The sequence below is a fragment of the Nostoc sp. genome (assembly GCF_036916655.1).
In the GTDB taxonomy this organism is placed as follows: Bacteria; Cyanobacteriota; Cyanobacteriia; order Cyanobacteriales; family Nostocaceae; genus Nostoc.
In genome coordinates this window covers 55,761-82,411 of record NZ_JBALFY010000093.1, presented here as the reverse complement: position 1 = coordinate 82,411, position 26,651 = coordinate 55,761, and the positions used below count along the sequence as shown (strand labels likewise).

25 protein-coding genes are annotated in these 26,651 nt (G+C 43.4%); 11 read left to right on the top strand and 14 right to left on the bottom strand.

The window, feature by feature from the left end; genetic code table 11:
• The first annotated feature begins 89 nt into the window (after window positions 1-89).
• Window positions 90-1,079: an aldo/keto reductase gene (locus tag V7L31_RS24490; protein WP_334698671.1), complete on the top strand. Its 990-nt coding sequence runs from the start codon at window positions 90-92 to the stop codon at window positions 1,077-1,079.
• On the opposite strand, the gene V7L31_RS24485 is transcribed toward V7L31_RS24490, so the two are convergent.
• Entirely contained in the window at window positions 1,054-1,374 is a 321-nt protein-coding gene (locus tag V7L31_RS24485) for a hypothetical protein (RefSeq protein ID WP_334698670.1), read from the bottom strand. The two genes, V7L31_RS24490 and V7L31_RS24485, sit on opposite strands and share 26 nt — an antisense overlap.
• On the opposite strand from V7L31_RS24485, the gene V7L31_RS24480 reads away from it, so the two are divergent.
• Complete coding sequence (locus V7L31_RS24480; protein WP_334698669.1) at window positions 1,362-1,955, top strand: HD domain-containing protein; 594 nt, start codon at window positions 1,362-1,364, stop codon at window positions 1,953-1,955. The genes V7L31_RS24485 and V7L31_RS24480 overlap by 13 nt on opposite strands.
• A 27-nt stretch (window positions 1,956-1,982) precedes the next feature.
• Entirely contained in the window at window positions 1,983-3,029 is a 1,047-nt protein-coding gene (locus tag V7L31_RS24475; RefSeq protein ID WP_334698668.1) for an ABC transporter substrate-binding protein, read from the top strand.
• Window positions 3,030-3,177: 148 nt separating this feature from the next.
• On the opposite strand, the gene V7L31_RS24470 is transcribed toward V7L31_RS24475, so the two are convergent.
• Entirely contained in the window at window positions 3,178-3,942 is a 765-nt protein-coding gene (locus V7L31_RS24470) for a DeoR/GlpR family DNA-binding transcription regulator (RefSeq protein ID WP_334698667.1), read from the bottom strand.
• Window positions 3,943-4,191: 249 nt separating this feature from the next.
• On the opposite strand from V7L31_RS24470, the gene V7L31_RS24465 reads away from it, so the two are divergent.
• On the top strand, window positions 4,192-6,108 hold the full coding sequence (locus V7L31_RS24465) for a transketolase C-terminal domain-containing protein (RefSeq protein WP_334698666.1): 1,917 nt from the start codon (window positions 4,192-4,194) through the stop codon (window positions 6,106-6,108).
• Between the two features lie 300 nt (window positions 6,109-6,408).
• The gene (locus V7L31_RS24460; protein WP_334698665.1) at window positions 6,409-6,792 is read left to right on the top strand and encodes a hypothetical protein; all 384 of its coding nucleotides are present in this window, start codon (window positions 6,409-6,411) and stop codon (window positions 6,790-6,792) included.
• Between the two features lie 539 nt (window positions 6,793-7,331).
• Here V7L31_RS24460 and V7L31_RS24455 read toward each other — a convergent pair.
• The 4 genes from V7L31_RS24455 to V7L31_RS24440 all read right to left on the bottom strand — a co-directional run bounded on the left by V7L31_RS24455 (window position 7,332) and on the right by V7L31_RS24440 (window position 13,287).
• Entirely contained in the window at window positions 7,332-8,549 is a 1,218-nt protein-coding gene (locus V7L31_RS24455) for a glutathione S-transferase family protein (RefSeq protein ID WP_334698664.1), read from the bottom strand.
• Between the two features lie 120 nt (window positions 8,550-8,669).
• Complete coding sequence (locus V7L31_RS24450) at window positions 8,670-9,656, bottom strand: ABC transporter substrate-binding protein (protein ID WP_334698663.1); 987 nt, start codon at window positions 9,654-9,656, stop codon at window positions 8,670-8,672.
• A gap of 734 nt (window positions 9,657-10,390) precedes the next feature.
• Window positions 10,391-11,608, bottom strand: a complete 1,218-nt coding sequence (chrA, locus tag V7L31_RS24445; RefSeq protein ID WP_334698847.1) for a chromate efflux transporter — start codon at window positions 11,606-11,608, stop codon at window positions 10,391-10,393.
• A 170-nt stretch (window positions 11,609-11,778) separates the two neighbouring features.
• Window positions 11,779-13,287, bottom strand: a complete 1,509-nt coding sequence (locus tag V7L31_RS24440; protein ID WP_334698662.1) for a UbiD family decarboxylase — start codon at window positions 13,285-13,287, stop codon at window positions 11,779-11,781.
• 880 nt (window positions 13,288-14,167) lie between these two features.
• Here V7L31_RS24440 and V7L31_RS24435 point away from each other — a divergent pair.
• A complete protein-coding gene (locus V7L31_RS24435) occupies window positions 14,168-14,680 on the top strand; it encodes a hypothetical protein (RefSeq protein WP_334698661.1) in 513 nt (170 codons plus the stop codon).
• Between the two features lie 70 nt (window positions 14,681-14,750).
• Here V7L31_RS24435 and V7L31_RS24430 read toward each other — a convergent pair whose 3' ends face one another.
• Together V7L31_RS24430 and V7L31_RS24425 are read right to left on the bottom strand one after the other, a co-directional pair.
• Window positions 14,751-15,332 carry a thioredoxin family protein gene (locus V7L31_RS24430; protein ID WP_334698660.1) on the bottom strand — a complete coding sequence of 194 codons (582 nt, stop codon included), beginning with the start codon at window positions 15,330-15,332 and terminating at the stop codon, window positions 14,751-14,753.
• A gap of 296 nt (window positions 15,333-15,628) precedes the next feature.
• Window positions 15,629-15,844: a chlorophyll a/b-binding protein gene (locus V7L31_RS24425; RefSeq protein ID WP_292846473.1), complete on the bottom strand. Its 216-nt coding sequence runs from the start codon at window positions 15,842-15,844 to the stop codon at window positions 15,629-15,631.
• A 201-nt stretch (window positions 15,845-16,045) separates the two neighbouring features.
• Between V7L31_RS24425 and thyX the strand changes: the two genes are divergently transcribed.
• Window positions 16,046-16,768, top strand: a complete 723-nt coding sequence (gene thyX, locus V7L31_RS24420) for an FAD-dependent thymidylate synthase (RefSeq protein WP_334698659.1) — start codon at window positions 16,046-16,048, stop codon at window positions 16,766-16,768.
• 47 nt (window positions 16,769-16,815) lie between these two features.
• Here the strand turns inward: thyX and V7L31_RS24415 are convergent, their stop codons facing one another.
• From V7L31_RS24415 to V7L31_RS24405, 3 genes are all read right to left on the bottom strand, one after another.
• Window positions 16,816-17,973, bottom strand: a complete 1,158-nt coding sequence (locus V7L31_RS24415; RefSeq protein ID WP_334698658.1) for an AAA-like domain-containing protein — start codon at window positions 17,971-17,973, stop codon at window positions 16,816-16,818.
• A 390-nt stretch (window positions 17,974-18,363) separates the two neighbouring features.
• Entirely contained in the window at window positions 18,364-18,495 is a 132-nt protein-coding gene (locus tag V7L31_RS24410) for a hypothetical protein (RefSeq protein ID WP_334698657.1), read from the bottom strand.
• On the bottom strand, window positions 18,485-18,964 hold the full coding sequence (locus V7L31_RS24405) for a DUF302 domain-containing protein (RefSeq protein WP_334698656.1): 480 nt from the start codon (window positions 18,962-18,964) through the stop codon (window positions 18,485-18,487). The genes V7L31_RS24410 and V7L31_RS24405 overlap by 11 nt, the downstream gene beginning before the upstream one ends.
• 517 nt (window positions 18,965-19,481) lie before the next feature.
• On the opposite strand from V7L31_RS24405, the gene V7L31_RS24400 reads away from it, so the two are divergent.
• From V7L31_RS24400 to V7L31_RS24385, 4 genes are all read left to right on the top strand, one after another.
• Entirely contained in the window at window positions 19,482-20,684 is a 1,203-nt protein-coding gene (locus tag V7L31_RS24400; protein WP_334698655.1) for a DUF2252 domain-containing protein, read from the top strand.
• 272 nt (window positions 20,685-20,956) lie between these two features.
• A complete protein-coding gene (locus tag V7L31_RS24395; protein ID WP_334698654.1) occupies window positions 20,957-21,415 on the top strand; it encodes a sunset domain-containing protein in 459 nt (152 codons plus the stop codon).
• 75 nt (window positions 21,416-21,490) lie between these two features.
• Window positions 21,491-21,676 (top strand): hypothetical protein, encoded by a 186-nt coding sequence (locus V7L31_RS24390; RefSeq protein WP_334698653.1) that lies wholly within the window; start codon window positions 21,491-21,493, stop codon window positions 21,674-21,676.
• Window positions 21,677-21,762: 86 nt separating this feature from the next.
• Window positions 21,763-22,431 (top strand): HAD family hydrolase, encoded by a 669-nt coding sequence (locus V7L31_RS24385; protein ID WP_334698652.1) that lies wholly within the window; start codon window positions 21,763-21,765, stop codon window positions 22,429-22,431.
• Here the strand turns inward: V7L31_RS24385 and V7L31_RS24380 are convergent.
• The 3 genes from V7L31_RS24380 to V7L31_RS24370 form a co-directional block, all read right to left on the bottom strand.
• Complete coding sequence (locus V7L31_RS24380; protein ID WP_334698651.1) at window positions 22,409-22,555, bottom strand: hypothetical protein; 147 nt, start codon at window positions 22,553-22,555, stop codon at window positions 22,409-22,411. The two genes, V7L31_RS24385 and V7L31_RS24380, sit on opposite strands and share 23 nt — an antisense overlap.
• Window positions 22,556-22,597: 42 nt before the next feature.
• Entirely contained in the window at window positions 22,598-23,035 is a 438-nt protein-coding gene (locus tag V7L31_RS24375) for a DUF6918 family protein (protein WP_334698650.1), read from the bottom strand.
• A gap of 249 nt (window positions 23,036-23,284) precedes the next feature.
• Entirely contained in the window at window positions 23,285-26,629 is a 3,345-nt protein-coding gene (locus V7L31_RS24370) for an efflux RND transporter permease subunit (protein WP_334698649.1), read from the bottom strand.
• Window positions 26,630-26,651: the final 22 nt, after the last annotated feature.

Sequence of the window (26,651 nt, the reverse complement as noted above, 5' to 3'; positions counted from 1 at the left end):
GAGGTTCGCGCTTTGGGAGAGTTCAATCTGCCAAGTTCAATCCCTTCTCTCCTTGTGAGAAATACCCCATACTTAATCCCTAAAAAATTATGACATACGTAAATCTCGGCAAAACTGGACTGAAAGTATCGCGCCTAGCTTTAGGTGCTATGACCTTTGGCTCTCGCAAATGGCATGAATGGGTATTAGAAGAAGAAGAAAGTCGCCCATTTGTTAAACTGGCTTTGGAATTGGGAATTAATTTCTTTGACACTGCTGACACATACTCATTGGGTGTAAGCGAAGAAATCTTGGGTCGGGCATTGAAAGACTTTGCGAAAAGAGATCAAGTTGTCATTGCTACCAAAGTCTACAATAAAGTCGGTGATGGCCCCAATGACCGAGGACTATCTCGAAAACATATTTTTGATAGCATTGACGCTTCCTTACGGCGGCTACAAACAGATTACGTAGATTTGTATCAGATTCACCGTTGGGACTATGAAACACCAATTGAAGAAACCTTAGAAGCACTCCATGATGTAGTCAAATCAGGTAAAGTTCGCTACTTGGGAATCTCAAGTGTTTATGCATGGCAGTTTGTTAAAGCTCTTTATACTGCTGACAAACACGGCTGGACTCGCTTTGTCTCTATCCAAAACCATTACAACTTGGTTTATCGAGAAGAAGAAAGAGAAATAATACCTCTGTCTTTAGACCAAGGAATTGGGATTATTCCTTGGAGTCCTTTAGCGCGAGGTTTTTTGGCTGGGAATCGCACTAAGGAAGGCTATGGTGAGACAATAAGAGCAAAAACCGACGAATTGGGTCATAGTCGCTACTATCGAGATTCTGATTTTCAAGTAGTCGATCGCGTCGTCGAATTAGCGCAAAAACGCGGTGTGAAACCAACACAAATTGCTTTGGCTTGGGTATTACATCAACCAGGTGTGACATCTCCAATTGTTGGTGCAAGCAAGATAGAACATCTCAAAGATGCAGTTGAGGCTGTAGATTTGAAACTTTCTGATGAAGAGCGCAAGTTTCTTGAAGAGCCTTATCAAACTCATCCCATCATTGGGCATCAGTACCCAGCGTAGTGGTGTGGCAAGCTGAATAGTGCATTAGACGTAGGTTGGGTGGAGCGGAGCGTAACCCAACACATACCAGGATGTTGGCTTTGGCAAAGCCTCCAACGCCACTTGCTACAACGCGGGGAACCAGCAAGGGCACTGTGGCTCCCCAACCTACAATTTTTTTGCAACATTTGAGCCTTGCCACGCCAGTAGTAGGGAATAGGGATGAGATGCCAATACTTGTAAATTTGCGAAGGTATTGAAAGAATAAACAGAGAATTTTAAGATTTACATCGGGAGTATGTAATGTCAGACTCATCTACAAAAAGACCTATTGCCACTTATACACGAATGGCAGACGGAACAAAAGAGGATTATCTTTTGTTACGGGAACACTCTAAGCCTTTGTTAAATCAGGTTGCCGATCGCGCCCTAACACTTTTAGTTGCCTTACAAGAGAGTTATCCAGGAAATTTGATCGATCGCTATCAGCATTCGCTACAAACGGCAACACGCGCTTTTCGGGATGAGGCAGAAGAAGAAGTTGTGGTGGCTGCATTGCTGCATGATATTGGTGATTTATTAGCACCTGTAAATCACGCAGAGCTAGCAGCAACCATCCTCAAACCTTATGTGAGTCCATCTACCCATTGGATAATTGAACATCATGGGATTTTCCAAGGCTATTATTTCTGGCATCATACAGGACGCGATCGCCATGCTAGAGAAAAGTTCCGAGGTCATCCTTACTTTGACCCCACTGCTGAATTCTGCCATAAGTGGGATCAAGAATCATTTGATCCAAACTATGATACTCTTCCCCTGACTTTCTTTGAGCCGATGGTACGCCGGATCTTCGCTCGTGAACCTTGGGGGCAGCATACAAAACAGGAATCTTAACGACGCAGAAAATAGTCCCAATGAACTTTGTACACCGCCAAGCATGAAATTGATCTTTTCCCCACTCTCCACTTACACATGATGCGATTCAACCATATTAATAAGGTACTCATCCTGTCGGTTGCATTTCTCCCCTTGCTAGGACTCTATGGATGTGGGCAGCTAGCCAGTTCGCAAAAAGCGACAAATAATGTTGATCTTTCACAAGTTACCGTCGTGCTAGGCGATCAAGTTGGTGGTACGCGGGCGCTTGTGGAAGCTGCCAATGCACTTGAAGGTGTGCCGTATAAATATAAATGGGCAAGCTTCCAGGGTGCTGCACCTTTATTTGAAGCGCTGCGTGTGGGTGCAGTCGATACCGCGCCCGCCGGCGATCTTCCTGTTCTGGCCGCAGCCGTAGGTAAAACGCCGCTTAAGATCCTTGCAACTAGGGTTGGCAAGGGCGAAGGACTTGGCATCATCGTTCATGCCGATTCTCCCATCAAAGGCGTGGCTGACCTGAAGGGTAAGACTGTAGTAGTATCCTCAGCGCGGGGCAGTGTCTCGCAGTACCAGCTTTATGGTGCCCTTGAAGAGGTTGGTCTGAAACGCAGTGATGTAACGGTCAAATTTGTGCTACCAACTGATGCATCTGCGGCCTTCTCATCCAAGAGTATCGAAGTGTGGGCGACCTTCGATCCCTACTTTTATGTGGCGCAACAAAATGGCGGGCGGGTGCTGCGTGACGGTCAGGGCATCAATAGTGGATTATCGTTAATTACCGCAAGCGACAAGGCTTTAGCCGATCCTGGTAAGCGGGCGGCGATCGCTGATTTTTTAAAGCGGCTGAACAAAGCTAGCGACTGGGCGATCGTGAATCCAGATGGCTATGCTCAGGTTTACGCGAAACTGTCGCGCTTGCCACTAAATACCTCAAAATCCATTACCCAGCGCTCCGCACGAGAACTGCGCCCAGTAAGCGATAACGATATCCGCGCACTACAAACCGTGGCCGATCGTTCCTACAAAGACCAAATCTTGCCTACACAAATCGAAGTGCGTTCCATCACCGACCAAAGTATCTGGACAAAATGACACTAAGTTAAGTTGGAGAGTAAGCAGTGTAAAGATTGCAGAGGGGCAAGGGTGCAGGGGTGCAGAGGAGAATTTCTAAATATCCGAACGCAATACCTTAAACTTCTTCTTTCTCCCCTGCCCCTCTGCCCCTCTGCCCCCTACCCCCTCAAGCCGATTCATCACGAATGATCGTCAAACCTAAAGCTTTGTAAGAAGTTAGCAGCCGATCGGATACAGTCGGTGCAGTTACAAGATAAGTTAGTGCATGAATCGACTGCACAACATAAGGTGCAGCAGTGTCTAACTTCTCCTCTGTGGCTAATCCAACTACTTCCGCAGCTCCAGCAATCATCGCTCGTTTGACATGGGCTTCATCCAAATTCGCTACACTAATCCCAAATTCTGGATGTAGACTACACACCCCCAACATGCACAAATCTGCACGAATCATTCGTAATGCCTCAACTGTTGTAGCACCAACATTTACCAAGGCTTTTTTGTAGAGTTTTCCACCCAACATGACAACTTCAATATGAGGATGTTCTGCCAAGGCGATCGCAATGGGAGGGCTATTGGTGACAATTGTCGCTTGCAAATCCAAGGGCAAATGACGGGCTACTTGGAGTGTTGTTGTGCCTCCATCTAAAATCACCACCTGCCCTGTACAAACTAATTTGGCAGCTGCACGAGCGATCGCTTCTTTTTCTTTCGGTGCTTGCTTTTGGCGATCGGCGTAACTAGCAACAGCTGGAGAAACCAGAAGTGCCCCCCCATGAACACGCTGCAAAAGACCAGATTCAGCTAGTTCTCGCAGATCCCGACGAATTGTATCCTCAGAAACCTTTAGAACAGCGCTGAGTTCTGAGGATAGTACCTTCTTGTCACGACGCAGAATTTCCAAGATGAATTGTCGGCGCTCCGCAGTTAGCATAGTTGATTTTCCTGAAGTTGCATATTTGATCTTGAAATTGCACGTTTGTGAGTTTATACTCATATACATGCAGGTTTCTGCATATTTCTGATTGTCTTTAAATAAATTCAAGCATATTCACGCAAGCGAGATTTAACAATCTTAGCTGCATTTTCAATGACCGAAAACGACTCATGATACAAGCCCCTAAATTTATTTCTGGGGATCATTAATTTTGACTTTTGACTTTTGAATTCGGAGCGAAGCGACGTGACTGTTACGAAGATTCAATTTCCTATTGATTTGAGTGCTTACAAGCCTGTGGTTCTTAACCCAGCGAAGACAACTCTTACAGTGGAGGAACGAGAGAGCCTAAAAACAAATATTCAACTCTGCCGTGATGCGATCGTCTTTTTTACAGCCACCGGAGCGGCTAGAGGGGTGGGTGGTCACACTGGAGGGCCTTATGACACAGTACCAGAGGTGGTCATACTTGATGCCTTGTTTCGGGCAGCATCGGATCAATTTGTGCCGATTTTCTTTGATGAAGCTGGACATCGAGTTGCAACTCAGTATTTGATGGCAGCCTTGCACGGTGACTTACCAAGCGAGCAACTTCTACACTATCGTGAAGCCCACTCCGGCTTACCAGGACACCCAGAATTAGGGCTAACTCCTGGTGTAAAATTTAGCTCTGGACGACTAGGACATATATGGCCCTACGTCAATGGCGTAGCGATCGCCAATCCAGGTAAGATCGTTTTTTGTCTTGGTTCTGATGGTTCCCAGCAAGAAGGTAATGACGCGGAAGCTGCGCGCTTGGCTGTCGCTCAATATCTTAATGTAAAGCTAATCATTGATGATAATGACGTGACAATCGCCGGACATCCTTCAAAATATTTACCCGGCTTTACTGTCGCCAAAACCTTAGAAGGGCATGGATTGAAGATACTCGAAGGAGATGGAGAAGACTTAGACGACTTATACCGTCGGATTTGCGAAGCTGTAACAACTCCTGGGCCAGTTGCCATCATCAATAAACGCCCCATGTGTCCTGGTATTAAAGGGTTAGAAGGTTCTACTCACGGTCATGATGTGATTTCCGTAGAGTTAGCAATTCAATATCTAGAATTACGCCACCAAACTGCTGCTGTCGAATACCTCAAAAGTATTCAAAAACCAAAACAAACCTACACTTTTCTTGGTTCTAGTAGTAATAAATGGGATGCTAACCGCAATGTGTTCGGTGATGCGGTAGTTGCTGTCTTAAGTCGCATCAGTGAAGCAGAACGCAAGCAAAAAGTTAGAGTCATCGATAGCGATCTTGAAGGCTCTTGTGGTCTGAAGAAGATTCACGATGCCTACCCGGAAATTTTTATCTCCTCTGGCATCATGGAACGCGCTAACTTTTCTGCTGCTGCCGGATTTGGGATGGAGGCAGGAAAACAAGGTATTTTCGCAACCTTTAGCGCCTTCTTGGAAATGTGTATCTCAGAGATTACGATGGCGCGGTTGAACTACTCCAATGTACTTTGTCACTTTTCTCATGCAGGTATCGATGATATGGCAGATAATACCTGCCACTTCGGTTTGAACAATATGTTCGCTGACAATGGTTTAGATGACGGCTATGAAACACGTCTTTACTTTCCATCTGATGCTAATCAAATGAAAGCTTGTGTAGAAGCTGTATTCTTTAATCCGGGACTGCGGTTTATTTTTTCTACCCGTTCTAAAGTACCTAACATTCTTGACAAAAACGGTCATGACTTTTTTGGTAGCGACTATAAATTTGTCCCTGGCAAAGATGAGGTAATTCGAGAAGGAACCCAAGGCTACATCATCAGCTTTGGTGAAGCTCTATATCGTGCCCTCGATGCTGTTGGGCGTCTTCAGCAAGAAGGGTTAGACGTAGGTTTAATCAATAAACCAACCCTAAACGTTATTGACGAAGAGATGATGGTGAAAATCGGTAATGCTCCTTTTGTACTGGTTGTGGAATCCTTTAACCGTCGAACCGGATTGGGTAGCCGTTTCGGTAGCTGGCTATTAGAGCGTGGGTTTACTCCCAAGTATGCTTATCTTGGTACTCATAAAGAAGGTTGCGGCGGTTTATGGGAACAATTTTTGCACCAAGGCATTGATCCAGTGAGTATTATCAACAAGGTAAAAGATTTAGTGAAATAATTTGACGTTCCGCAACTCCTTTAAAACCTCGTTTCCAGCCGGAGGCTAGAAATGCTGTTCCTGGTGGTGCCGCCAGCAAGTGAGGCGGAGCCTCAACGATGAGCATTCCAAGTCGGAGACTGGGAACGTAGGCAAACCCTTTAACCTTGACTCGTTAAATTCCATACCCTTTTTGAGGTGTGCTGATAGGAATTAGATTTAAATCTTACTCAAAATACTGAGGGTATAAAATATATCAAGTTAAATTTCGGCCGTTATTCAATTTCAAATAGTATTAGTGACAAAAGTAACTATTTAAATATGACTTTTGTCACAGGCGTATATCTGATTATGCCGATTACATTGAGAATGTACAAATCAAGTAATGCAAGGCAGATTAAGAAATATATGAACCGCTTAAAAGCTATTCTACTTGGAGGCTTATTAGCAGCTACCTCAATTGCTGCTCTTTCTCAAAATGCTAATGCTGCTGAATTTAAATCTGAGCGCGATCGTTTTAATCATGATACTGTAGCTTTTAATAACAATCGAACTCAACGTGAACGCCAAATCCGCGAACAACGCGCTCGTGAATTGCGCGAACGCCAAGCTCGTGAACGACGGGTTCGTGAATTACGTGAACGTCAAGCTCGTGAACGACATATTCGTGAATTGCGTGAACGTCAAACTCGCTTTAATCGCTAAGTACATATCACCGTTAAAGGGGTTCGGAAATATCTAGGTTGATGTTGGGTTTCACTACGTTCCACCCAACCTACGAATGATTAAATTCCATACTCTTGTAGTGGGGTGTACTAAGAAAATAAATTTTCACTCATATTACCTTAGGAGAGTAGCAATACTCTCCTTTTTTTAATTGACATAAATCTGCTCAAATCAAGCCCAAGTTTTAATTATAACTGCGGGATAAATAAGTGCATAAATTATCTCCAACCACTTTTCAAACAACCTCTGATACTATTGAGAATGCAAAGAATATTTGCATTTAATTGATTTGAAAATTGACTGGATCGCATCATCGGTGGTAGTTAAAAATGATCCAGACTAGCACCGTGCGAAATAGAATTTTAGCCTGTCAGTAGCGATCGCTAATAATCCTAAGGGACTGACAAATCAAAAAATATCCAATTAACTCTTGTGGGGTGAGCATCTTGCCCGCCCAGTCCGTATGGTGGGCGAGACGCCCACCCCACAATATTGGGTAATTTATTTCTTGGAATTCCCTAATAGAGAGATGCCAACACTTTATCTGCTGCTGCCCGGAATGCAGTTGCAGCACCAGCGCTCATATCCCGTGGCGCACAGATGCGATTTCTCACATAGGCTAGTGTGATGGCTCCAATTGCGGCCGCAGTTGGATCGGCATTGTCTTTGCCACCCACGCGTCCCCACGGTAATGCTGCACCATTGCCATTGATGAGATAGTCAGCCAGCAATCTCAGGTGAAAATCAACTGCTTCTTTAACGGCTGTTGTGTCGCCATTCACTGCCAATGCTTGCACCCCGGAGTTTTTGAGGATATCTCCTAAAGCAACTTCTCGGTTATCAGTCAACCTCTCTGCCGCTTCTGCCCGAAATTGGATTTCTTGGCTAGCTGCGGGGTCAGGGGGCAAAGGATTGCCGATTGGCGTCACACCCCATCGGCGACGTAGGAGTAAATTATTGGTGGTATCATCCGATTTGACGCGCTGATAAGCAGGACGCAGCTTGAGTGCTTCAAACCAAGCGTTGATCCGAGGATATCGGGGATTTCCCTTGAGGTGATATCCCCGATAAACGGGTAAGTTAGCCGCCAAACGGTCTAAATGAGGGCTGTAAGTAATATCTATCACGCTAAATGTTGACAAAAAGTAGGGGCCAGCATACTTTCCAAGAAGTTGTTCGAGTTCGTCTAATTTTGCTTCAAAAGCTGCCTGTAAGCTGGCTAATTCATTGGGATCTTCAGGAGCTTGTCTGAGAAATTTGTAAGCGATATCTCTCACACCATTGGTTTCAGCATCCTCAAGCCATTGCCTAGCAACTGCGTTTTCCTCTGGGTCTTCAGGGAGCAAGGTTGGCCCAAATTGTTCTTCTAAGGCTAAGAGAATGTCTTTGGATTCATAAACTAACTTTCCTTCAATTTTTGCAGCCGGGACAAGGGTTGTAGGAACTAAATCGGTATACCATTTAGGCTTGTTAGTCAAGTCGATAAACTCTGTTGCAAAGGGAATTTCCTTTTCTTCGAGAGCAAACCAAACCCGTTCGCAAAATGGACACCAAGAGTTAGTATCGCGGTAGAGCAATACTGACGGTTCTGTATCTGGTGGCAGTTTATGGAGACTGCTAGGGATAGGAGCAGTAGAAGGAGATTGCCCTGGTCTACGCACCCGTCGAGCAGGGGTATTTTTTTGGGCAATTTCTAACAGTTGTTCCCAGCTAGTTACTGTGTCTTGAATGGACATATTTCACCTTGATTGAAGTTAACTTTTTTATCGAACAGAATTCAGGAGTCAGAATTCAGAATGGGCTAAACGCCCCGCTACCGCTAACAGAATTAATTTTGACCGTTTTCCTCTTGTTGACTATTTGCATTTATTAATTGCATTGGTAAAGCTTCCATCCCATAATGGTTTCACATCAACCCTTGTGGGGATGACTCCGGCACGATAAAAGGTGTCGGCAACATCTTGCTGAGAAGCGATCGCTTGTGGGGAAATTGGCAGCACTTTCGATCGCGTTTGTTTTAATCCCTCTTTGGCATCTTTGAGGACAAAGGTTTCATCTACTCCAATTGCTTTTGCATAGTTTTTTGACCACACCTCTATATTCGATGCTTGCCAATCTTGCGATTTTTGGATGCGGCAGAGGAAGTCTGCGATCGCCGCTTTTTTATTAGGATCGGCGATCGCACTCGGTGATGCGACAATGGTAAAATTGCCGCTGAGAATGTTTTTCGCTGATTTGAGTACCTTCGCTCCGTCTTTCTGGGCTTGCTGGATTGCGTAACCGTAGGTAGCCCAAGCATCTAAGTCGCCTCTCCTGAAGGCAGAGAGTCCGTCAGGAATAGTTAGCGGTACGGCATTCACATCTTTAAGTGTCAATCCCTCTTGTGCCAACATCTTAATTAAGAAGTAATGAGCTGTAGTTGCTTTCACATAGCCGATTTTCTTACCTTTAAGGTCAGCAAACTTCTTCGCTTTAGAATTTTGTGGTATGAGTACGACTTGACCCACTGTCGGCCCCTTAACGGAAGCAATGATTTTTACCGCCCCTTGGGATTGAATCGCAAAAATCGGTGGGATCTCGCTAGCACTACCGATATCAATGGCGTTGGCATTGATTGCTTGTACGATAAAGTTTCCGCCAGTAAATTCTGTGAACTCAGTTTTGTAGGGAAATTTATCTTGCCCAGATAACTTGAGTTGCAAATCCCAACCGCCTTTGAACTTAGAGGCACGTAGGGTTACGTTTGACAAGTTAGCGGCTATTGGGTAAGCCGCTGTAGCATTTTCGGGGTTGCTGGTAGTAGTGGCGATCGCTAAACCCAAAAAAGAACTCAGTGCAAACATTGCCGAAAAACTTCGCATTGAAATAGGGACTGGGGATAAGGGGTAATGGGGACTAGGGATTGGGGACTGGGAAGATTTCGACTGGCTCAAAGTTGGGATGAAATGAAATGGCTGGAACTTCATAAACTAATTTCTTAACTCTTGAGGATAGTAATTTGGATGATTGAATAGAGATATGAATCAATTCAAAATTCAATTCAGACAGACATTTGGGGTGGGGTTTTTATCTACCTTGGGAAACAAAGATTCTTTCTCTACGACACGCTACCGCGATCGCGCCACTTGCGGGCGATCGCGGTAGCGGGACGAAGTAAGGTTTTGAACTTCACTTTTTTCATAGAAATTGGCATGAAAAACTTATCTGTCATCGTTTTAAATTTAAATTTAAAGTATGCACAGATGTGTACTACAAAGCAAAGTAGCAACTTTTATAGATAGTAGCCCTAGAGTTATAAAATGGTATATTTACAGCTTTTGAAAAACTGAATTATTCAACTCTAACTAAAACTCCGGTAAGTTTATGTATTTACCGGAGTTAATGGTGATTATCACATGAAAATAGTTTGAAAGCAAGATTTAATTTATCTATTTTTTGACTTGTTTCAGCCAGCAAAATCAGAAAAATCTCTATAAATTTGAGTCAGAGAGAGGATACAAAGCTGAAGTCAAAAAATACACATAAACGAATAAGTGTTTAAAGTCAAGCTAATAGCTGCCCTACAATACTTGCAATTTCATCGAATGTAGCCCAAGAGTGAAGCACCCCATCCAATGAAAGCGCTACCAAAGACAAGCCATGCAGCATTGATGCGGAAGCGAATGGCTAAAATAGCTGAGACGATGGCGATCGCCAGGGCAAGAAAATCTACAAATGGGGCTTGTGGTAATGTTAAAGTTGCTGCCCCCAGTTGAAGAGTAGTAACAACCATTAGGGCTACAGCACTAACATTCACAGCATCCAAAAAGGCTCTAGTCCAAGAAGAGGCCCGTAAGCGTGGGATTAGGGGATTCAGGGCAGCAACAAAAACAAAAGAAGGTAGAAAAATTCCGATTGTGGCGACAATAGCGCCAGGTATGCCGGCAATGACATAACCGATAAAGGTAGCAGTGGAAAGTACTGGCCCAGGGGTAAATTGACCAATTGCGATCGCATCTAGTAACTGTTTTTGTGTCAGCCAACCGTATTCTTGAACTAATCCACCTTGGAGAAAAGCCACCAAAAGGTAGCCACCACCAAACAAAACACTACCGACTTTCAGAAAAAACCAACCCAACTGCCATAAAGAAACGTTGGTTGTAGTAGATGCAGTAGCGCCTAATGCAGCGATAGCCGCTGATGCCTTCAAAGTTGCACCTGTGCTGAGACTAGCAATTAAAAAATTGGCTTTATCTCCTGGCTTGTCGTTTTGATCGCCAGAATGTAACCAAACCATACCCAGCAATCCCCCAATTAATAGGGCAACTACTTCATTTAATTTCAATAATGTCAGGAATGCTACAGCCAAAGCAATTACTAGTAATTGGCGAGTTTTCACAGCCTTTTTTGCCAAGCCCCAGAGGGCATTGATGATGATTGCTAAAACTGCTGGTTTAATGCCATAAAGTAAGGGGGAGACTTGGGGTAAAGTGCCGTAAGCAACATAAACCCAAGCAAACCCGCAAGTGATTAGAACCGCAGGTAAGACAAAACAAATACCTGATACAATCAGCCCCAGCCATCCTGCATAGATATATCCTATGTGGATAGCCATTTCTGTGGAATTTGGGCCAGGAATTAGGTTAGTTGCCCCCAGTAAATCGAGAAAATGCTCCCTTGTCAACCACTGACGGCGCTTAACCACTTCATCTTCAATCATGGCAATATGGGCAACCGGGCCGCCAAAGCCGATAACGCCCAGTTTAAAAAATAGGTTGGCGAGTTCACCCAAACGACTTGGTGCTGAGTTAGTCATTGTTGCTAGGTAATATTTTTCATCTAGTTCCGGGACTTCCAAATAAAAAAATATCCAATTAACTCCTTCCTGTGGGGTGGGCGACACGATAGCCCAGTCTGTAGGGCGGGTAAGATGCCCACCCCACACACAATATTGGATAATTTATTTCTTGGAGTTCCCCTAGCACATTACCTCATATCGTAGCCAAACAAATTCGGGTCTACTTCTCCTAACTGCAACTCTGCCAAACCATACTCCGCCCATCGTCTCTCTACCATCGCCGCCACATCAGGGTCAGATTCCAAAGGCGAACCCCATTCATGGTCTGTTTCTGGCGGAATTTTTGTAGTTGCATCAATTCCCATACGTCCACCTAAGCCAATTTTCTCACTGGCAAAATCCAACGTATCAAAAGGTGTATTCGGCAAAATAAAGACATCCCGCACTGGGTCAACTTTAGAACTAATTGCCCACACAACTTGACGCGGATCGCGAATATTTATATCTTTATCTACAACAATTACAAATTTTGTGTATGTAAATTGTGGCAAAGCACTCCAAAACGCTAAGGCTGCCCTTCGTGCTTGTCCCGGATACGCTTTATCAATGGAAATAATCGCCGCTTTGTAACTCAAAGCTTCCATTGGTAAGAAGAAATCGACAATTTCTGAGACTTGTTGCCGCAGTATGGGAGTATAAATGCGATTGAGTGCGATCGCCATCATCGCTTCTTCTTTCGGTGGACGACCGCTAAATGTTGTTAAGTAAATCGGATTTTTCCGGTGCGTCATACACTCAAAGCGGATTAATGGCGAATCTTCCACGCCACCGTAATAACCCATGTGGTCACCAAAGGGCCCATCGGGTAAAACTTCTCCTGGTGTAATCGTTCCTTCTAAGACAAATTCGGAATCTGCGGGAACTTCTAAATCTACAGTTTTACACTTAGCCAATTGCACACCAGAACCACCATAAAGTCCAGCAAACAGCCATTCTGATAAATCTACAGGGATGGGTGTAGCTGCTGCCATAATAATTAGAGGATCTACACCAAGTGCGATCGCAACTTCTAATTTTTTCCCACGTTCAGCCGCTTTTCGCAAATGCCTCGCTCCACCCCGCACCGATAACCAGTGAACTGTCATCGTATTCTGAGATTGTAGTTGCAACCGATACACGCCTACATTTGGAGTACCCGTCTCACAATCCTTGGTAATTACTAATCCCAGCGTGATAATCTTGCCAGCATCACCAATATAAGGACGTATTAAAGGTAACTTGTTTAAATCTAAATCATTACCTTGAAGCACAACTTGCTGACAAGCTGGGAAAAAGTCACGTCCTGGTTTTGCTTTCACCACGTCAAACAGCACTTTTCCAAAATCTATCGCCTGGGAAATCTTCTTCGGCGGTTTTGGCTGTTGCAGCATACTTAATTTTTTTCCCAGAGTTTCCAACTCCTCTGGATGCTGCATATTCATCGCCCAGCATATCCTTTCCACCGTTCCCATCAAATTCACCGCGACCGGAAAGGAAGCACCTTTGACGTTTTCAAACAATAACCCCGGGCCACCTTTTTGCAGCATCCGATTGGAAATTTCAGCAATTTCTAAATCTGGGTCAACTAAAGCGGAAATTCGCCGTAATTGTCCCTTTTCTTCCAAAATTTTAATGAATCCCCGCAAGTCTCTCGCCATTGTTCTAATAAAGCTGATTATTTAAGAAGTGTGAAGCGCTTTCTTATATTATGGGGCATTGGGTATTGAAAAGAGGCAGAGGGGCAGGGTGCGGGGGGCAGAGGGGAAAATTTTTCTCCCTTGCTCCCTGATTCGAGAAATTGTTAATTTTAATTGGAAATTAACCTATTTAGTAACTTTTCTTAACTGTGTTTGCCAAAGTATTTAGTTATTGTATCTAGGGATACGCAATTATTTTTTACAAATAAGCGCTAACCTAATCAAACATGGCCGGAATATACTATACCTTCCTGGCAGGCAGTCTTGTTATACGGCTTCTGCTGGGTTTATTTTTTATATAAGCTTTGACTGATAAAGAGCTAATCAGTTTGATTAATAGCCTCAGTTGAGATGTGACAAATCATCATAGTATTGTCGCAGAGTTATGTGGTTTAACCTTGAGCTAAAGCGCCCAATATCAAAGCACAGTCAAAGATAGATTTATGCCAAGCGCCTAGATACAACTCCTTAGAGACAGTCAAAAGAGTGCCGCTAAATAATTAACTTATGAGAAAGGTCTTCGTGAGTTTCTACGGTTCTAACAAAAGCCGACATTAGGATACACTGGCTTTTGAATACACCAGAACGACTCCTGCTGTGAGGCTATAGCTTTAGAATATTTACAAGCTTTACTTACGAATTAGCTCTTTCTAGAAAAAATACCGTTTTTGCTGTGTAAGCTGATATTCTACCTGTTTCTATGCGGCTTTGTGTAGCTTATTAACAAATCAGCGGATTCATTAATATTAAGCCTGCTTTACTATTTAGTTTCTTACTCTGACCTATTTGCCTAGTGTGTTCATTTCATTTTGTTCAATAGCTTTTAGCCCTTATCGCTCCCATGCTGACCCATCACCGCAAGCCCGTGTGCTTATCACTTATTTCCACTGACCTACCAATTTGGTCTGTTGTCGAAACCGCCGCGACATTGTATCAAAAAGATACTAATAGATTCCATTTACTGCTGACTGCACCGCCTCTAATTAGCTGCGAAGTAGAGAGTGTTCTGAGTCCAGAAGACACACTACCTCAAAGTAAGAGCAAAGCTTATACCCCTAACAGTCCCAGAATTTTGTGGCTGGAGATTTCTCCTTATCGGGTAATTATGACTATGCAAGGTAATGGCCAAGTGAGTTACCGTCATTTTTGGGAACAGGGCGTTTATGGCATTAGTCGCTATTGGTTGCCAACTGAATCATTGCAACCTAACAATCCTATTCGTTTAAGAAATTTTACTAGTAGCCTAACTCTCAACGGACATCCCTTGCCGGAGCATTTGCGTTTGGAATATGAATTGTGGGCAGAAAAAGTCCAATTAGGATGCTACATAATGAATTTGGAAATTAAACATTGATAGGTATGAGGAGGAAGGTAGGGGAGAAATAACTATTAATACCTGCCCAATCCCCAATCCCCAATCCCTTTTAATCAAAATAACTTGGTTGGTTTCCAGGTTTCCATTTAATATTGCAACCAACACTCGGCTTTTGCTCACTCGTAACAGGTTTACCCGCTAACACTGCTTCAATTGCTGCGCGTAAATCTGCCCCTGTTACGGGTTTACCATTACTGGGGCGGCTATCATCTAGTTGTCCCCGATAAACAAGTTGGCGTTGGTCATCAAATACAAAAAAATCTGGCGTGCAAGCTGCTGTGTATGCTTTTGCAGTTTCCTGACTCTCGTCGTAGCATAAGGTAAAATTAAATCCTAATTCCGTGGCAAATGCTTGTAACGACTCTGGCGCATCATCTGGATAATTTTTTGCATCGTTAGCACTAATGGCAACGATCGCTAATTCACCTGTAAAATAATCTTTTCCTAACTGCACTAGTTCGTTTTGGACGTGTTTTACAAACGGGCAATGCCGACAAATAAACATTACCAAGAGTGCTTTTTTGTTTGCAAAAGTGGAAAGTGAAGTTGCCTTTCCAGATACCACTTCCGGTAGATGAAAATCTGGTGCTTTAGTGCCTAATGGCAACATAGTTGAAGCAGTTAAAACCATAATTTACCTGTTGAAGAAGAATTCAGAATCAAGACGCGACTCGAAAATACTCGCTATCCGCCAGTCGGACAAAATTCATTCTGTTAGCGGATAGCTAAGGTTTAGCCCATTCTGACCGGAGCTTCGGAGTCTCCGGCTCCGCTCCTAACTACTGAATTCTGTTCGATAACTTAACGCTGATAACTAACGGTTTTTGCTATCAGTATATTTTTACTCTAGCACTAAGTTTTCCATAAATTAAGAGACGGTAGATTTACCGTCTCTTAATTTTACTAGGAGTTTAAATAAGTTAGTTTTTACAGATTTGCCAAAACACCAATGATACCGTGTCCTGTGAATACTTCTAATGCGATCAGAGAGACAAAACCAATCATTGCTAAACGACCATTGAGCAATTCTGCATAGGTGGTGAAGCCAGTGCGATCGCCTTGCTCATCTATATAAACTCTTGGCTCTAGCGCAAAGTTGTTTAATTTGCCTTGGTCATCAATTATAGCAGTGTTTGTACGCATGGTTTTTTCCCTGTCTTCTCTTTATGTAAATAACTGTAACAAACTCATTAATATTTGTAAAGCATTTTAATCCGATCAATTTAGAAGTCCAAGCCAGAGAAGAGATATGATAGTGAATTGAGTTCACAGCTATGTCTAACCAACAGGCTCTACTCGTTATTTGTCAGCACTTTCAGTCACAAATTCATTCCCTAACAGCTAATGCATCGATTTCGAGTAGAGGTTATTGCCAAAACACCAAACCCGCAGCAGGTGATTTATGCCGCGATGCACCAAGACTATACTGATGGGTTTGTGTTTGACTCGCGCGACTCCTGGCCTTCAGAGTCACAAAGCGGCGAAGTGATTGTTAAGCGACTTTTAGCGGGTGAGAGGGGACATTATGGGCCTTTAGAGCATCCCCAGATTGTTTTTAACTGTGGCTATTTTCCCCACAGTGTCATGCAGCAGGCCCGTACTCACCGTGTCTCTGTATCATTTGATGTACAATCTTTTAGATATACGGGCAACCAATTTATTGATGTAGTAGAAGGAAAGAAAGACATAGAAGATGTTTTTTACTTACGTCCCATTGGTTATTACACTGATAGACAAGGCAAAAAGTACTACTATTCACCAGAGCAACGAGCAGCAGATTTGCAATGGTGTTTAGAAGCGGCCAAAGGATATAAAGCTGATTTTGAGGCTGGGATGTCTGAAGAACATGCAAGAGGTAAAGTGCCTTTTGATTATCGTCAGCATTTTGTAGTGAGTTTCAATTTAAGGTCTTTCTTGCATTTTTGTGACCTGAGAAATAAAAAAGATGCTCAACTTGAAATTCAAAAGTTATGTGAAATGATGTGGCCTCATTTTGAAGATTGGACACCTGCGATCGCACAATGGTATGAAAAGCAGCGTCTAGGTAAGGCAAGGTTAGCACCTTAGAGCAGATTGTTTTAGCGGTCATTTTGAATTGTTAATACTAGCTCCTATCAAGAAAAGGGAAGATTTTCTAACTGTCTTGATACCCATTGAGGATTGAAAATACTCCGGTAAATCGGATTTTTAACTCTCAGATAGCCGTTATAATTTTTCACCAAACCAGATAGCAACAGTTCTGTTTGTTCTTGACTATTATCGGCTGGTATCAAGTTCTCTAGCGGGTTCCTATTCTTTAGTTCCTCTACTTGTAACACCTGTTGATAAATATTTAATAACTTTCCTGCTTTGTGTTCATCAAAAAGTAAGCGATCTCTTATGGTACGGAGATGTTCAGATTCATCTTGGAATTCCCAATGTTGAATAATGCGCGATCGCACCAATTGTTCTATCCAATATCCTTCAGTACCGTTTGGTATAGTAATCGCTCCTTTATAACTTTCCAAAGCAACTTGCACAACTAACTGACAAAGCTTTTGTGTGAGAAATGGCTGTCCTCTTGTCCAATGAATAATATACTGCAATATTGCCTGTGGCTGGGTCACTACTTCTTTTAAACCTTCAAGTAGGGGAATAGCTTCATGTAATTGAAAGTCACATAACTTAATTGCTTGACCAATCTTAAAGGGATTTCCATATCGATCGGCAATTAAATTAGATGGACTGGCTACACCAAATAAAGCAAAACCCAAGTGTTGAAAGCTTGGGTTGTCTGCTTGCTGTTCATAACAGTAACGAATCCAGATAAAAAAATCGTTGACCGGGAAATTCAAACTTAGCAGGCTATTAATATTATCGATAAAGATAAAAATGCGATTATTTTTAAATTCTCTCAGCAACACCTGTTCCACAAATTGATACAGTTTTTGTACAGGGTCAAGTTCTGATTGTTGCTCCCACCAACTCCCAAAGTTGACCCGTTCTGTCAGATTTAACTTGTGAAATAAGCTGACAATAATGCCCTTGTACCATTGTAGAGGTGTAATTTGATTAGTACCTAATAGGACTAAATTCAGATAAACACATATATAATTTTCTTTTTCTAAGCGATGAATAGTCCGGTGTAGTAGAGATGATTTACCTGTTTGATGGGAGTTGCAGACGTAACAAAAATCTCCTGTTTTTAATCTAGTATAAAGTTGTTCATCTGCTTGACGGAAAATATATGTAGAGTCATCATACTTCAGGCTACCACCGACTTGATATCTCATAGTCAAGTCAATTCTTGTAAATAAGAATACTTATAATTTTGTACCTAATACTATATTTAAATGAGGAAAGCAAATTTTTGGAGAAAAAATTATATATTTTTAGTGGCAGACTTATCTTCTCTTAGCTAAAAATAAAAATCAAGGAAAATTAAGATACTTAAGTAAATTCTTGAGATAGTTAAGATAGCAAACACAGCGATGGCGTCATCTGAATTCATTAAATATTTTAAATGTCTGCTTAACTTTCTTAAATTTCTTAACTGGCATTGCGTTGAAATTGCATGAAAAGTTTTAACGTGAGTTCGATGGATAGGAAAGCACAAAAAGCTTGCTATATATCAATTTGCTCAACTGTGCATACAAAAAGGCGATGCCTGCGGCGGGCTACGCCTACGCTACGATTGATTGAAAAGATGGCTGTGGTGTTCTCGTTGGATCGCCCCCATTCAAGCGAATGCGAGTAGCGTCGTAGAGAGGAAAACAGGGTGCGATCGCAGCCGTAGTGAATGTTTTATTGATCAACCTTGGCAATCAAATTCACCAATTTCAGATCCAGGGACTTGGCTACCTTGGTTACTTCTGCATTGCCAAACTGCCCGAACAGCGACGATGGTAAATCATATTCAACATAAACCGACTGATCTGCTGCTTCATACACCAGCACGCGTAAGGGCGCGTATAGTGCCGCTCGGATGTCGTGCTGTGTCATTTGAATGGCAATCAACGGATTGCCTACCACATACTGCTTGGCCTTTTTAGGCGTACCCACTATAGTCAACAGCTGGCCGTGGTTTTGGATATCAAACAGAATTAAGTCCTCTTCGCCCCCTATTTGCTTCAGGTGCGCTTCGACGAATGCCGGTTCTGCTCCTACTTTTTGAATAATCGTTTGGTCTAGGCGGCCCAGCGCAACTTCAAGGTTCCGGGTAAAATCCTCAAAGGTCGAAGTCACTTTTACCATTTGGTGGTTCATATCAATGATGGTTCTCATAGCTGTTAAACTGTTGTATAACCGAATCTAGTTTTTAAACAGATGTAGTTTTGATTTGTGATGAATCTGACGAGAATATCATCACCTTCTGAGTAGAATAAGCGATCGCTTCGTTGGTAGCTGGAGCAGCGATCGCACTGACAATACTGCACCCTCTACTTGTTCCACGGTAGCTTTGTCCCCATCTCGGTCAATGCCGAGAACACCGATACATCACAAGCAGACCAGCACTGATAATAAAAATCACAAAAAGGTGATTAAATGGAGGCATAGTGCCGAGTGCGATGGTCGCTTTTCGTTCCGCCGTAGGCTTCGCTTAGAAATAGCCCAGCCACAGTAAACTTTTGAGTACTACTACAATTCCAAAGTGCATGACCGAATACTGACTTGTGATGACGGAGATTGTCGGGGGTGGTACTGCTGTTGACTCAAAGGCAACGGGGAGTTCAGGTTTTATCTATGCACTTCACTTAACTGAATGAAATATGCTGTATTCTACAGCATAAAACCAAAAATTATGACAAACAATATCATTGACAGAATTCATCACTTTAACCTTGGACGCAACCCAAAATTACTTGAATTAAAATACAAGGCAATGCGTTCTGATGTTTTTACTTTTTATCGTGGCACATGTCATTTATTTTACGAAGACTTCCCTAAAGATTCCCCACTGAATGCAGCCCCGCCAGTATGGATTTGTGGTGACTTGCACCTGGAAAACTTTGGTAGTTATAAAGGTGATAACCGATTAGTTTACTTTGATCTTAATGATTTTGACGAAGCATGTCTTGCTCCTTGCACCTGGGATGTGGTGAGGTTTATTACCAGTGTGATAGTTGGCTCTCACGCGTTGAAGGTGAATGAATCAGAAGCATTGCATTTAGGCAATTCCTTTCTTGATGCTTACAGCAACGCTTTAGCTAGAGGTACTCCCAGAAGTGTGGAAAAGGAAACCGCTTCGGGCTTAGTTAAAGATTTATTAAGAAGTTTAAAAAACCGCCTTCGCCCAGAATTTTTAGATCAGCACACCAAGCAAAAGAAAGGTAAGCGGTACTTAATTATTGACAATAAACGCGTTATGGAAGCGACAGAAGCAGAACAGCAAAAAATCACAAAACTCATCTCCAACTGGCACAAATCTACACAAAAAGATGCTAATTTTTATCAAGTTTTAGATGTACAACAGCGAATAGCTGGTACAGGTAGTTTAGGGTTAGAACGTTATGCAGTTTTAGTAGAAGGTAAAGGTTCTCCTGATGGCAATTATCTCTTAGATTTGAAGCAAACAAAAACTTCCTCATTACAACCCTATTTAACACTACCTCAGCCGGATTGGTCGAGTGAATCTGCACGGGTAGTAGCTATCCAACAACGGGTGCAAGGAACCCCACCTGCTCTTTTAGGGGTAATAGTTGAGGGGAATAAATCTTATGTTTTGCGAGAGTTACAGCCAGTACAAGATCGGGTGAGTTTACAGGCGTGGGATGGAAAACTGGGACGTTTAGAGAAGTTGATGCATACAATGGGTGAAGTGACAGCATGGGATCAATTACGCAGTGGTGGTAGACAAGGTTCTGCGATCGCAGATGATTTAATCAAGTTTGCTCACTCATCTGATTGGCGTAATCAAATCCTTAAGTATGCAATCAGCACTTCTTTACAAGTAGAACTAGATTACCAAGAATTCTGTCAAAAATCATCAATCTTGCCTAGTTAAGAATCGCCATGTAATTAATTCTGTTTGTATCTAGGAGTCCATTATCCAAGTGATGTATTAGCAGGATGGATGGTGTGATTGGGCTGGGCACTTGGAGTCAGCGTGCTAATCAACCCACATTAAGTTCGCCGGAGATATCAATAGTAAATACACTAAACAAAGTAAATAGACTGCTAGAGGGGTGAGTGGGACTTCTGATGTACAGAGTGATGAAGTCAGTATCGGGTAAAATATTGGGAATTAAATATATTTAAGATGAGGAGCAAGAATTAATGACAACGGGCAATCAATTAAAACCTCGACAACTGAGCATGTTATTGACGTTATTTACAGTGCTGATGCTAGGTAGTTGTAGTCCCAAACCTGAAGAATCTACTAGTACTACGTCTCAAACACCAACTGCTGTTGCTCCAGCCAGTCCTGCCTCTAGTACAGCAGCTAGTCCTGTTCCTAGTACAGCACCTAGTCCTGTTCCTGGAAATACAACTTCTAGCTCCAAGAAGCCAGCATCGGCGAATAAAACAGCAGTTTTAGCAGCACAAAATCTCGGAGTGAAGCCACAAAACGAAACAACTTGCCCAAGTGATGCACTGGTAAAAGGCAAAATTACCAAGAAGAGAGGCAACATTTACCACCTTCCCAAAACCTTAGATTATGAAAAAGTCAAGCCGGATATTTGTTTCAAAGACCCAGCAACAGCACAACTTGCCGGTTTCCGTGCGCCTAAATGATCTAAACATGGCAAAGTAGTTTAACTTAGGTTGTGCGTAGCTTGCCGCCGTAGGCATCGCCCAAATCCAGCGAGGATGCATAGCGTAGGCGCAGCCCGTCGTAGACATCGCCTACAGGGGATGGGTACACCATTGCACATTGACTATGAACCTATCCCACTAATCCCCTCTACGCTCGCGCAGCATGTCGCAGACAAACGCTGCGCGAATGCGTCTATGCACCTTCTAGAATTATCTCAGGCGATCGCCTTTTTTCTCTAACCCCCTCCTCCTCTCATGGGATGATGAAGTAAACTATTTGCCATGTCATCATCAGCTATGAAACAAAACGTCAGCCGAGGTTTTTCATGGCATTAGAAGGGGTGATTTTAGATATTGATGGCACACTGGTTTTAAGTAATGATGCTCATGCAAATACCTGGGTAGAGGCGTTTGCAGCTTATGACTTGGAAGTGCCATTTGAAACAGTTAGACCACTTATGGGTATGGGTGGAGATCAACTGATTCCCAAAGTGGTGCCAGAATTAAATGGTGAAGAAGGAACTGGTAAAGCGATCGCTCAATTACGCAAAGAACTATTACTTGACAAACATATACCACAAATTACTGCTGCCAATGGGAGCAGAAAATTAATATTGAAGATGCAAGAATCGGGATTGCATTTGGTTGTCGCTAGTTCAGCAAGTTCTGAAGAACTCGATATCATGCTCAAAATTGCCCATGTAGATGATTTGCTAACGGAAGTAACTACATCCGATGATGCTGAAGCATCTAAACCTGCTCCTGACATTGTAGAAGCAGCCTTGAATAAAGGGCAAATGACACCTGAAAAAGTCGTGATGCTAGGAGATTCGCCCTACGATATTGAGGCTGCCGACAAAGCAGGGGTAGCTGTGATTGGTCTGCGCTGCGGTGGCTTTAGCGATGAACAACTGTCAGGAGCGATCGCAATTTACAATGACCCCGAAGATTTGCTACAGCACTATGACTCTTCTATTCTGGGTGCAAATGCTTAAATACTAAAAGGGTATGCGATCGCACTTCTACCACAACTATCCAACGGGCGGAACGCGATTTAGGGTTGGTGAAGTTTTGAGGCGATATTTGAAGACAAGCGGAAGAAGCTTCTACGCTTGCCACGTTTCTAAAAGACGCGATTAATCGCGTCTCTACTTCTCTGGCTCAGACCTTAGTGTAATTATTGATTAGTTGGGCTAAATCTGGCACTGCTTCTTCTACGTGCTTTTTGGCGGAACCGCGAAGTTTTTCATAGGTTCCTCGCACGATTGGGCGCTTTGCGCTCTTGACTCTCGCATCGGTGACACCCAGTAGAGCGTCTGCCGTATCAGAGCGATTCGCACTCAGATATTCAATTGGGTCGCCTTTCTCTATGCCTTTACTCCACATAGGATCAAGTGCTGTGAAGCATTGCGGCAATATCTGCTCAACTACATAGGGGATGTACCCTGGTTTAATCCCCTTCAAAGCAGCAAAGGCAGTTTTCAAAGCGATGCCGCTCATACCTGACTTGGATGCAAGCTGTCCTTCAATCATGTTGCAACAGTCCTCTATGACCATAGCCTTTTTGGTCGGATTCAAAAGTCCGTCGCTAAGTCCCATTTCACTCTTCCTTATCTAAGTACTTAATTCTATTCGACTAATTCTTTTAGCAAGCAGGAAATTACAGAAAATGGTATCAGAGTTAGAGGGTCTTATGGATACAAGCGAGGAGGCAGGAGGCAGGGGGAAGAAGACAGGAGGCAGGAGGCACGGGGCAGGGAGCAGGGAGCAGGGAGCAAGAGTTCATTTCTCCTCCATCTCCATTACTCACTACTCATTACTCATTACTCCCTACTCACATACTAAAAGTTAGGTTATCCCATCTTGCTGAGACCTGAGTTGTGCCTCTGGTTGACTTGAGCTTGCGGGTAGAGCTTCATGTCTCGCTCCCGAAGCTCCATTTGGAGAATTTGGTGGGTTTGAGCCTCCCCGCTTCCGAGAAAATATAGCCTGAGCCAAGCTCTTAACCAAAATATACAGAATTGGCACTAAGAACAAACTCAAGAACGTCGAAAGCAGCAGCCCGCCAAACAGCGCTGTTCCTAGAGACCAACGGCTGCTGGCTCCAGCTCCCTGAGAGATCACCAAGGGCAAAAATCCTAACAACGCGGCAAAGGAGGTCATTAAGATGGGTCGCAGACGTTCTTGCCCCGCTTTCACCGCTGCTCGCGTGTAGCTCATGCCCTGCTCATGCTGCTGATTGGCAAATTCCACGACTAAAATCGCGTTCTTTGCAGCTAGACCAATCAAAGTCACCAAACCTACCTGGCAATAGATATCATCCACCACTTTTGGGAAGAGGCTACCTGCCATGAAAATATTAGAACGCAGCCAAATTGCCGTCATTGCTCCCAAAACTGCCAGAGGAACTGTCAGCAAAATAATGATCGGGTCAACGTAGCTTTCATACTGAGCCGCTAGCACCAGAAAGACAATAACGAAGGCGAAGGCAAAAATCAAGCCCGTAGATCCCCCAGATGTCTTTTCCTGGAGATAAGTCCCTGTCCACTCATAACCAAACCCTTGAGGTAATACCTCTGCTGCTAGTTTCTCCATCGCTTGAATCGCTTGTCCAGAACTAGCGCCAGGAGCAGGAGATCCCTGGACTTTGATTGACCTGTATAAGTTGTAATGAGAAATGGTTTTCGGACCGACAAAGGGAGTAACTTTCACCAGATTGCTCAACGGAATCATCGCCCCAGTTGCAGAGCGGACATAGAGCTTGCCAATATCGTCTGGATTAGAGCGAAAAACCCCATCTGCTTGGACATATACTCGATACTGTCGCTGTCCCTGCACAAAGTCATTCACATATTGCGACCCCAAGTAACTTTGCAACGCCCCGAAGATGTCGTTGAGTTCAACGCCGAGAGCTTTGGCTTGGTTGCGGTTCACCTGGATATCAAACTGAGGAGTGTCTGCGGTGAACTGAGTGAAGACTCGTTGGAGAGCAGGGTTTTTATTGGCCGCCCCAATGAATTTTTGAGCAGTATCAAGCAGGGTTTGAATCGGCGCACTTCCGGTTTTATCTTGAATGATAAACTCAAAACCACCTGTACTACTTAATCCTCTAACTGGCGGAGCATTGACAGCGATCGCTCTAGCATCTGTAATTGCAGAGAGCTTTTTGTTCATCCTCTGAAGTATTCCATAGACAGACTGAGATTCTTCAGCTCTCTCTTTCCAAGGTTTTAGGTTAGCAAAGGCAATGCCTAAATTGGAAGCATTGCCATCGAAACCAAAACCACTGATCATAAAACTAGCTTGAACTTCGGGAAGCGATGTTACTTCTTTGGCAACGCGCTCCATCACCGATTCGGTGTATTTCAAAGAAACGCCATCAGGCCCTTGGACAACTACAAAGAAGTAACCCTGATCTTCCTCTGGAATAAATCCAGTAGGCACTGCTTTGTACATTAAAACCGTTGCTACTAAACCAGTAATGAAAACCCCAATTACAATCGGCTTGACATGGGTAAGGTAGCTAACAAAGCCGACATATCGGCGCGTAAACCAGCTAAATCCCCGATTAAACAGCCCAAAAAACCACCCCAAAGGGCCCCGTGGAGTCTGAGCCGGGCGCATGAGGATGGCTGCCATACTCGGAGAGAAAGTTAAAGCATTGAAGGTGGAAATGGCAATAGAGCAAGCTACGGTTAACCCAAATTGTTTGTAGACAATCCCAGTAGTGCCCGGAATGAATGTAACTGGAATGAATACCGCCATGAGTACAAGTGAAGTGGCAATGACTGCTCCAGTTAACTCTTTCATGGCTTCTATCGCAGCCTCCAAGGGTCTCAAGCCCTGCTCCAGTTTGACTGCAACTGCCTCCACCACAATAATGGCATCATCGACAACCAGACCGATGGCCAGAACGAAACCAAATAAAGTCAGTGTATTAATCTGAAATCCTAAAACCAACAGAGCCGCACACGTCCCAACCAGAGAAACGGGGATCGCCACAGTGGGAATGATCGTGGTACGCCAGTCTTGTAAAAAGACAAAAATTACCAAGACCACCAGGATAATCGCTTCAACCAGAGTTTGTAGAACTTCTTCTAAAGAAATTTCTACAAATGGAGTGGTATCAAATGCCACCTGTCCTTTTAGTCCAGGTGGAAAACTCTTCTCCAGTATTTTGATTTGGTCTTCAACAGCATGGGCAACGTCTAGGGCATTACTACCCGGAAGTTGATATATCCCCAAACCCACGGCTGGCTTGGGAGCATTCCCTGGAATGGTGAATTTGGCATCAGCCAGATAGCTCTCAGCTCCCAGTTCAACTCGACCGATATCTCTGAGCTTAACTAGGGTGCTATTACTGCTGCTATTAGTAGTGCTGGTACTATTAGTGGTGCTATTAGTAGTACCATTAGTGCCACCTTGACTCACCTTCAGCACCATATCCTCAAATTCAGCCGCATCTTTAAATCGACTAGTTGCCCGTAAAGCAAATTCGAAGCTTTGATTATCTGGTGCTGGTTCCTTACCAATTGCCCCTGCACCCACCTGAATATTTTGTTCTTGCAGGGCAGTTGTCACATCTTGAGGAGTTAGTTTATGTTGAGCAAGCTTGTTGGGATCAAGCCAAAGACGCATCGCATATTTGCGTTCTCCAAAAATCGTAGCTTTTCCTACACCAGGAAGCCGTTTGACCTGATCGAGAATAAACAGATCGACATAATTACTGATAAAAATGTTGTCATACTCATTATTATCTGAGTAAAACCCATAGACGAGAAGCAGACTGCTCGATGCCGTTTCAACGGTGACACCTGTTCGTTGAACAGTATCTGGCAATTGAGGTGAAGCAAGTCCTTCTTTATTTTGAACGTTTACTTGAGCAATATCGCTATTGACATCTGTTGGGAAGGAGACAGTTATATTGCTGGAACCATCATTACCCGTATTAGAAGATATATAGGATACACCTTTAACACCATTAATTTGTCGCTCAATAATATTGGTGACAGTACTTTCTGTTGTTTGAGCATCCGCACCAGTATTATTGGAGCTAACGGTGATTTGCACCGGAGCGAGGTCTGGTAGTTGAGAAATGGGAAGAATCGGAATACAGATGCTTCCCAGCAGCAAAATGATGAACGTGCAGACCGTAGTCAGGACTGGACGTTTGATGAAGGTATTGACAAACATAAATCCAGGAACAGTTTAATAC

What these genes read in the sequence shown, in the direction of transcription:
- V7L31_RS24490 (WP_334698671.1), top strand. Translation starts at nt 90, where the DNA reads ATGACATACGTAAATCTCGGCAAAACTGGACTGAAAGTATCGCGCCTA.
- V7L31_RS24480 (WP_334698669.1), top strand. Translation starts at nt 1,362, where the DNA reads ATGTCAGACTCATCTACAAAAAGACCTATTGCCACTTATACACGAATG.
- V7L31_RS24485 (WP_334698670.1), bottom strand. Translation starts at nt 1,374, where the DNA reads ATGAGTCTGACATTACATACTCCCGATGTAAATCTTAAAATTCTCTGT.
- V7L31_RS24470 (WP_334698667.1), bottom strand. Translation starts at nt 3,942, where the DNA reads ATGCTAACTGCGGAGCGCCGACAATTCATCTTGGAAATTCTGCGTCGT.
- V7L31_RS24460 (WP_334698665.1), top strand. Translation starts at nt 6,409, where the DNA reads ATGACTTTTGTCACAGGCGTATATCTGATTATGCCGATTACATTGAGA.
- V7L31_RS24455 (WP_334698664.1), bottom strand. Translation starts at nt 8,549, where the DNA reads ATGTCCATTCAAGACACAGTAACTAGCTGGGAACAACTGTTAGAAATT.
- V7L31_RS24450 (WP_334698663.1), bottom strand. Translation starts at nt 9,656, where the DNA reads ATGTTTGCACTGAGTTCTTTTTTGGGTTTAGCGATCGCCACTACTACC.
- chrA (WP_334698847.1), bottom strand. Translation starts at nt 11,608, where the DNA reads ATGACTAACTCAGCACCAAGTCGTTTGGGTGAACTCGCCAACCTATTT.
- V7L31_RS24440 (WP_334698662.1), bottom strand. Translation starts at nt 13,287, where the DNA reads ATGGCGAGAGACTTGCGGGGATTCATTAAAATTTTGGAAGAAAAGGGA.
- V7L31_RS24435 (WP_334698661.1), top strand. Translation starts at nt 14,168, where the DNA reads ATGCTGACCCATCACCGCAAGCCCGTGTGCTTATCACTTATTTCCACT.
- V7L31_RS24430 (WP_334698660.1), bottom strand. Translation starts at nt 15,332, where the DNA reads ATGGTTTTAACTGCTTCAACTATGTTGCCATTAGGCACTAAAGCACCA.
- V7L31_RS24425 (WP_292846473.1), bottom strand. Translation starts at nt 15,844, where the DNA reads ATGCGTACAAACACTGCTATAATTGATGACCAAGGCAAATTAAACAAC.
- thyX (WP_334698659.1), top strand. Translation starts at nt 16,046, where the DNA reads ATGCATCGATTTCGAGTAGAGGTTATTGCCAAAACACCAAACCCGCAG.
- V7L31_RS24415 (WP_334698658.1), bottom strand. Translation starts at nt 17,973, where the DNA reads ATGAGATATCAAGTCGGTGGTAGCCTGAAGTATGATGACTCTACATAT.
- V7L31_RS24405 (WP_334698656.1), bottom strand. Translation starts at nt 18,964, where the DNA reads ATGAGAACCATCATTGATATGAACCACCAAATGGTAAAAGTGACTTCG.
- V7L31_RS24400 (WP_334698655.1), top strand. Translation starts at nt 19,482, where the DNA reads ATGACAAACAATATCATTGACAGAATTCATCACTTTAACCTTGGACGC.
- V7L31_RS24395 (WP_334698654.1), top strand. Translation starts at nt 20,957, where the DNA reads ATGACAACGGGCAATCAATTAAAACCTCGACAACTGAGCATGTTATTG.
- V7L31_RS24390 (WP_334698653.1), top strand. Translation starts at nt 21,491, where the DNA reads ATGCATAGCGTAGGCGCAGCCCGTCGTAGACATCGCCTACAGGGGATG.
- V7L31_RS24385 (WP_334698652.1), top strand. Translation starts at nt 21,763, where the DNA reads ATGGCATTAGAAGGGGTGATTTTAGATATTGATGGCACACTGGTTTTA.
- V7L31_RS24375 (WP_334698650.1), bottom strand. Translation starts at nt 23,035, where the DNA reads ATGGGACTTAGCGACGGACTTTTGAATCCGACCAAAAAGGCTATGGTC.
- V7L31_RS24370 (WP_334698649.1), bottom strand. Translation starts at nt 26,629, where the DNA reads ATGTTTGTCAATACCTTCATCAAACGTCCAGTCCTGACTACGGTCTGC.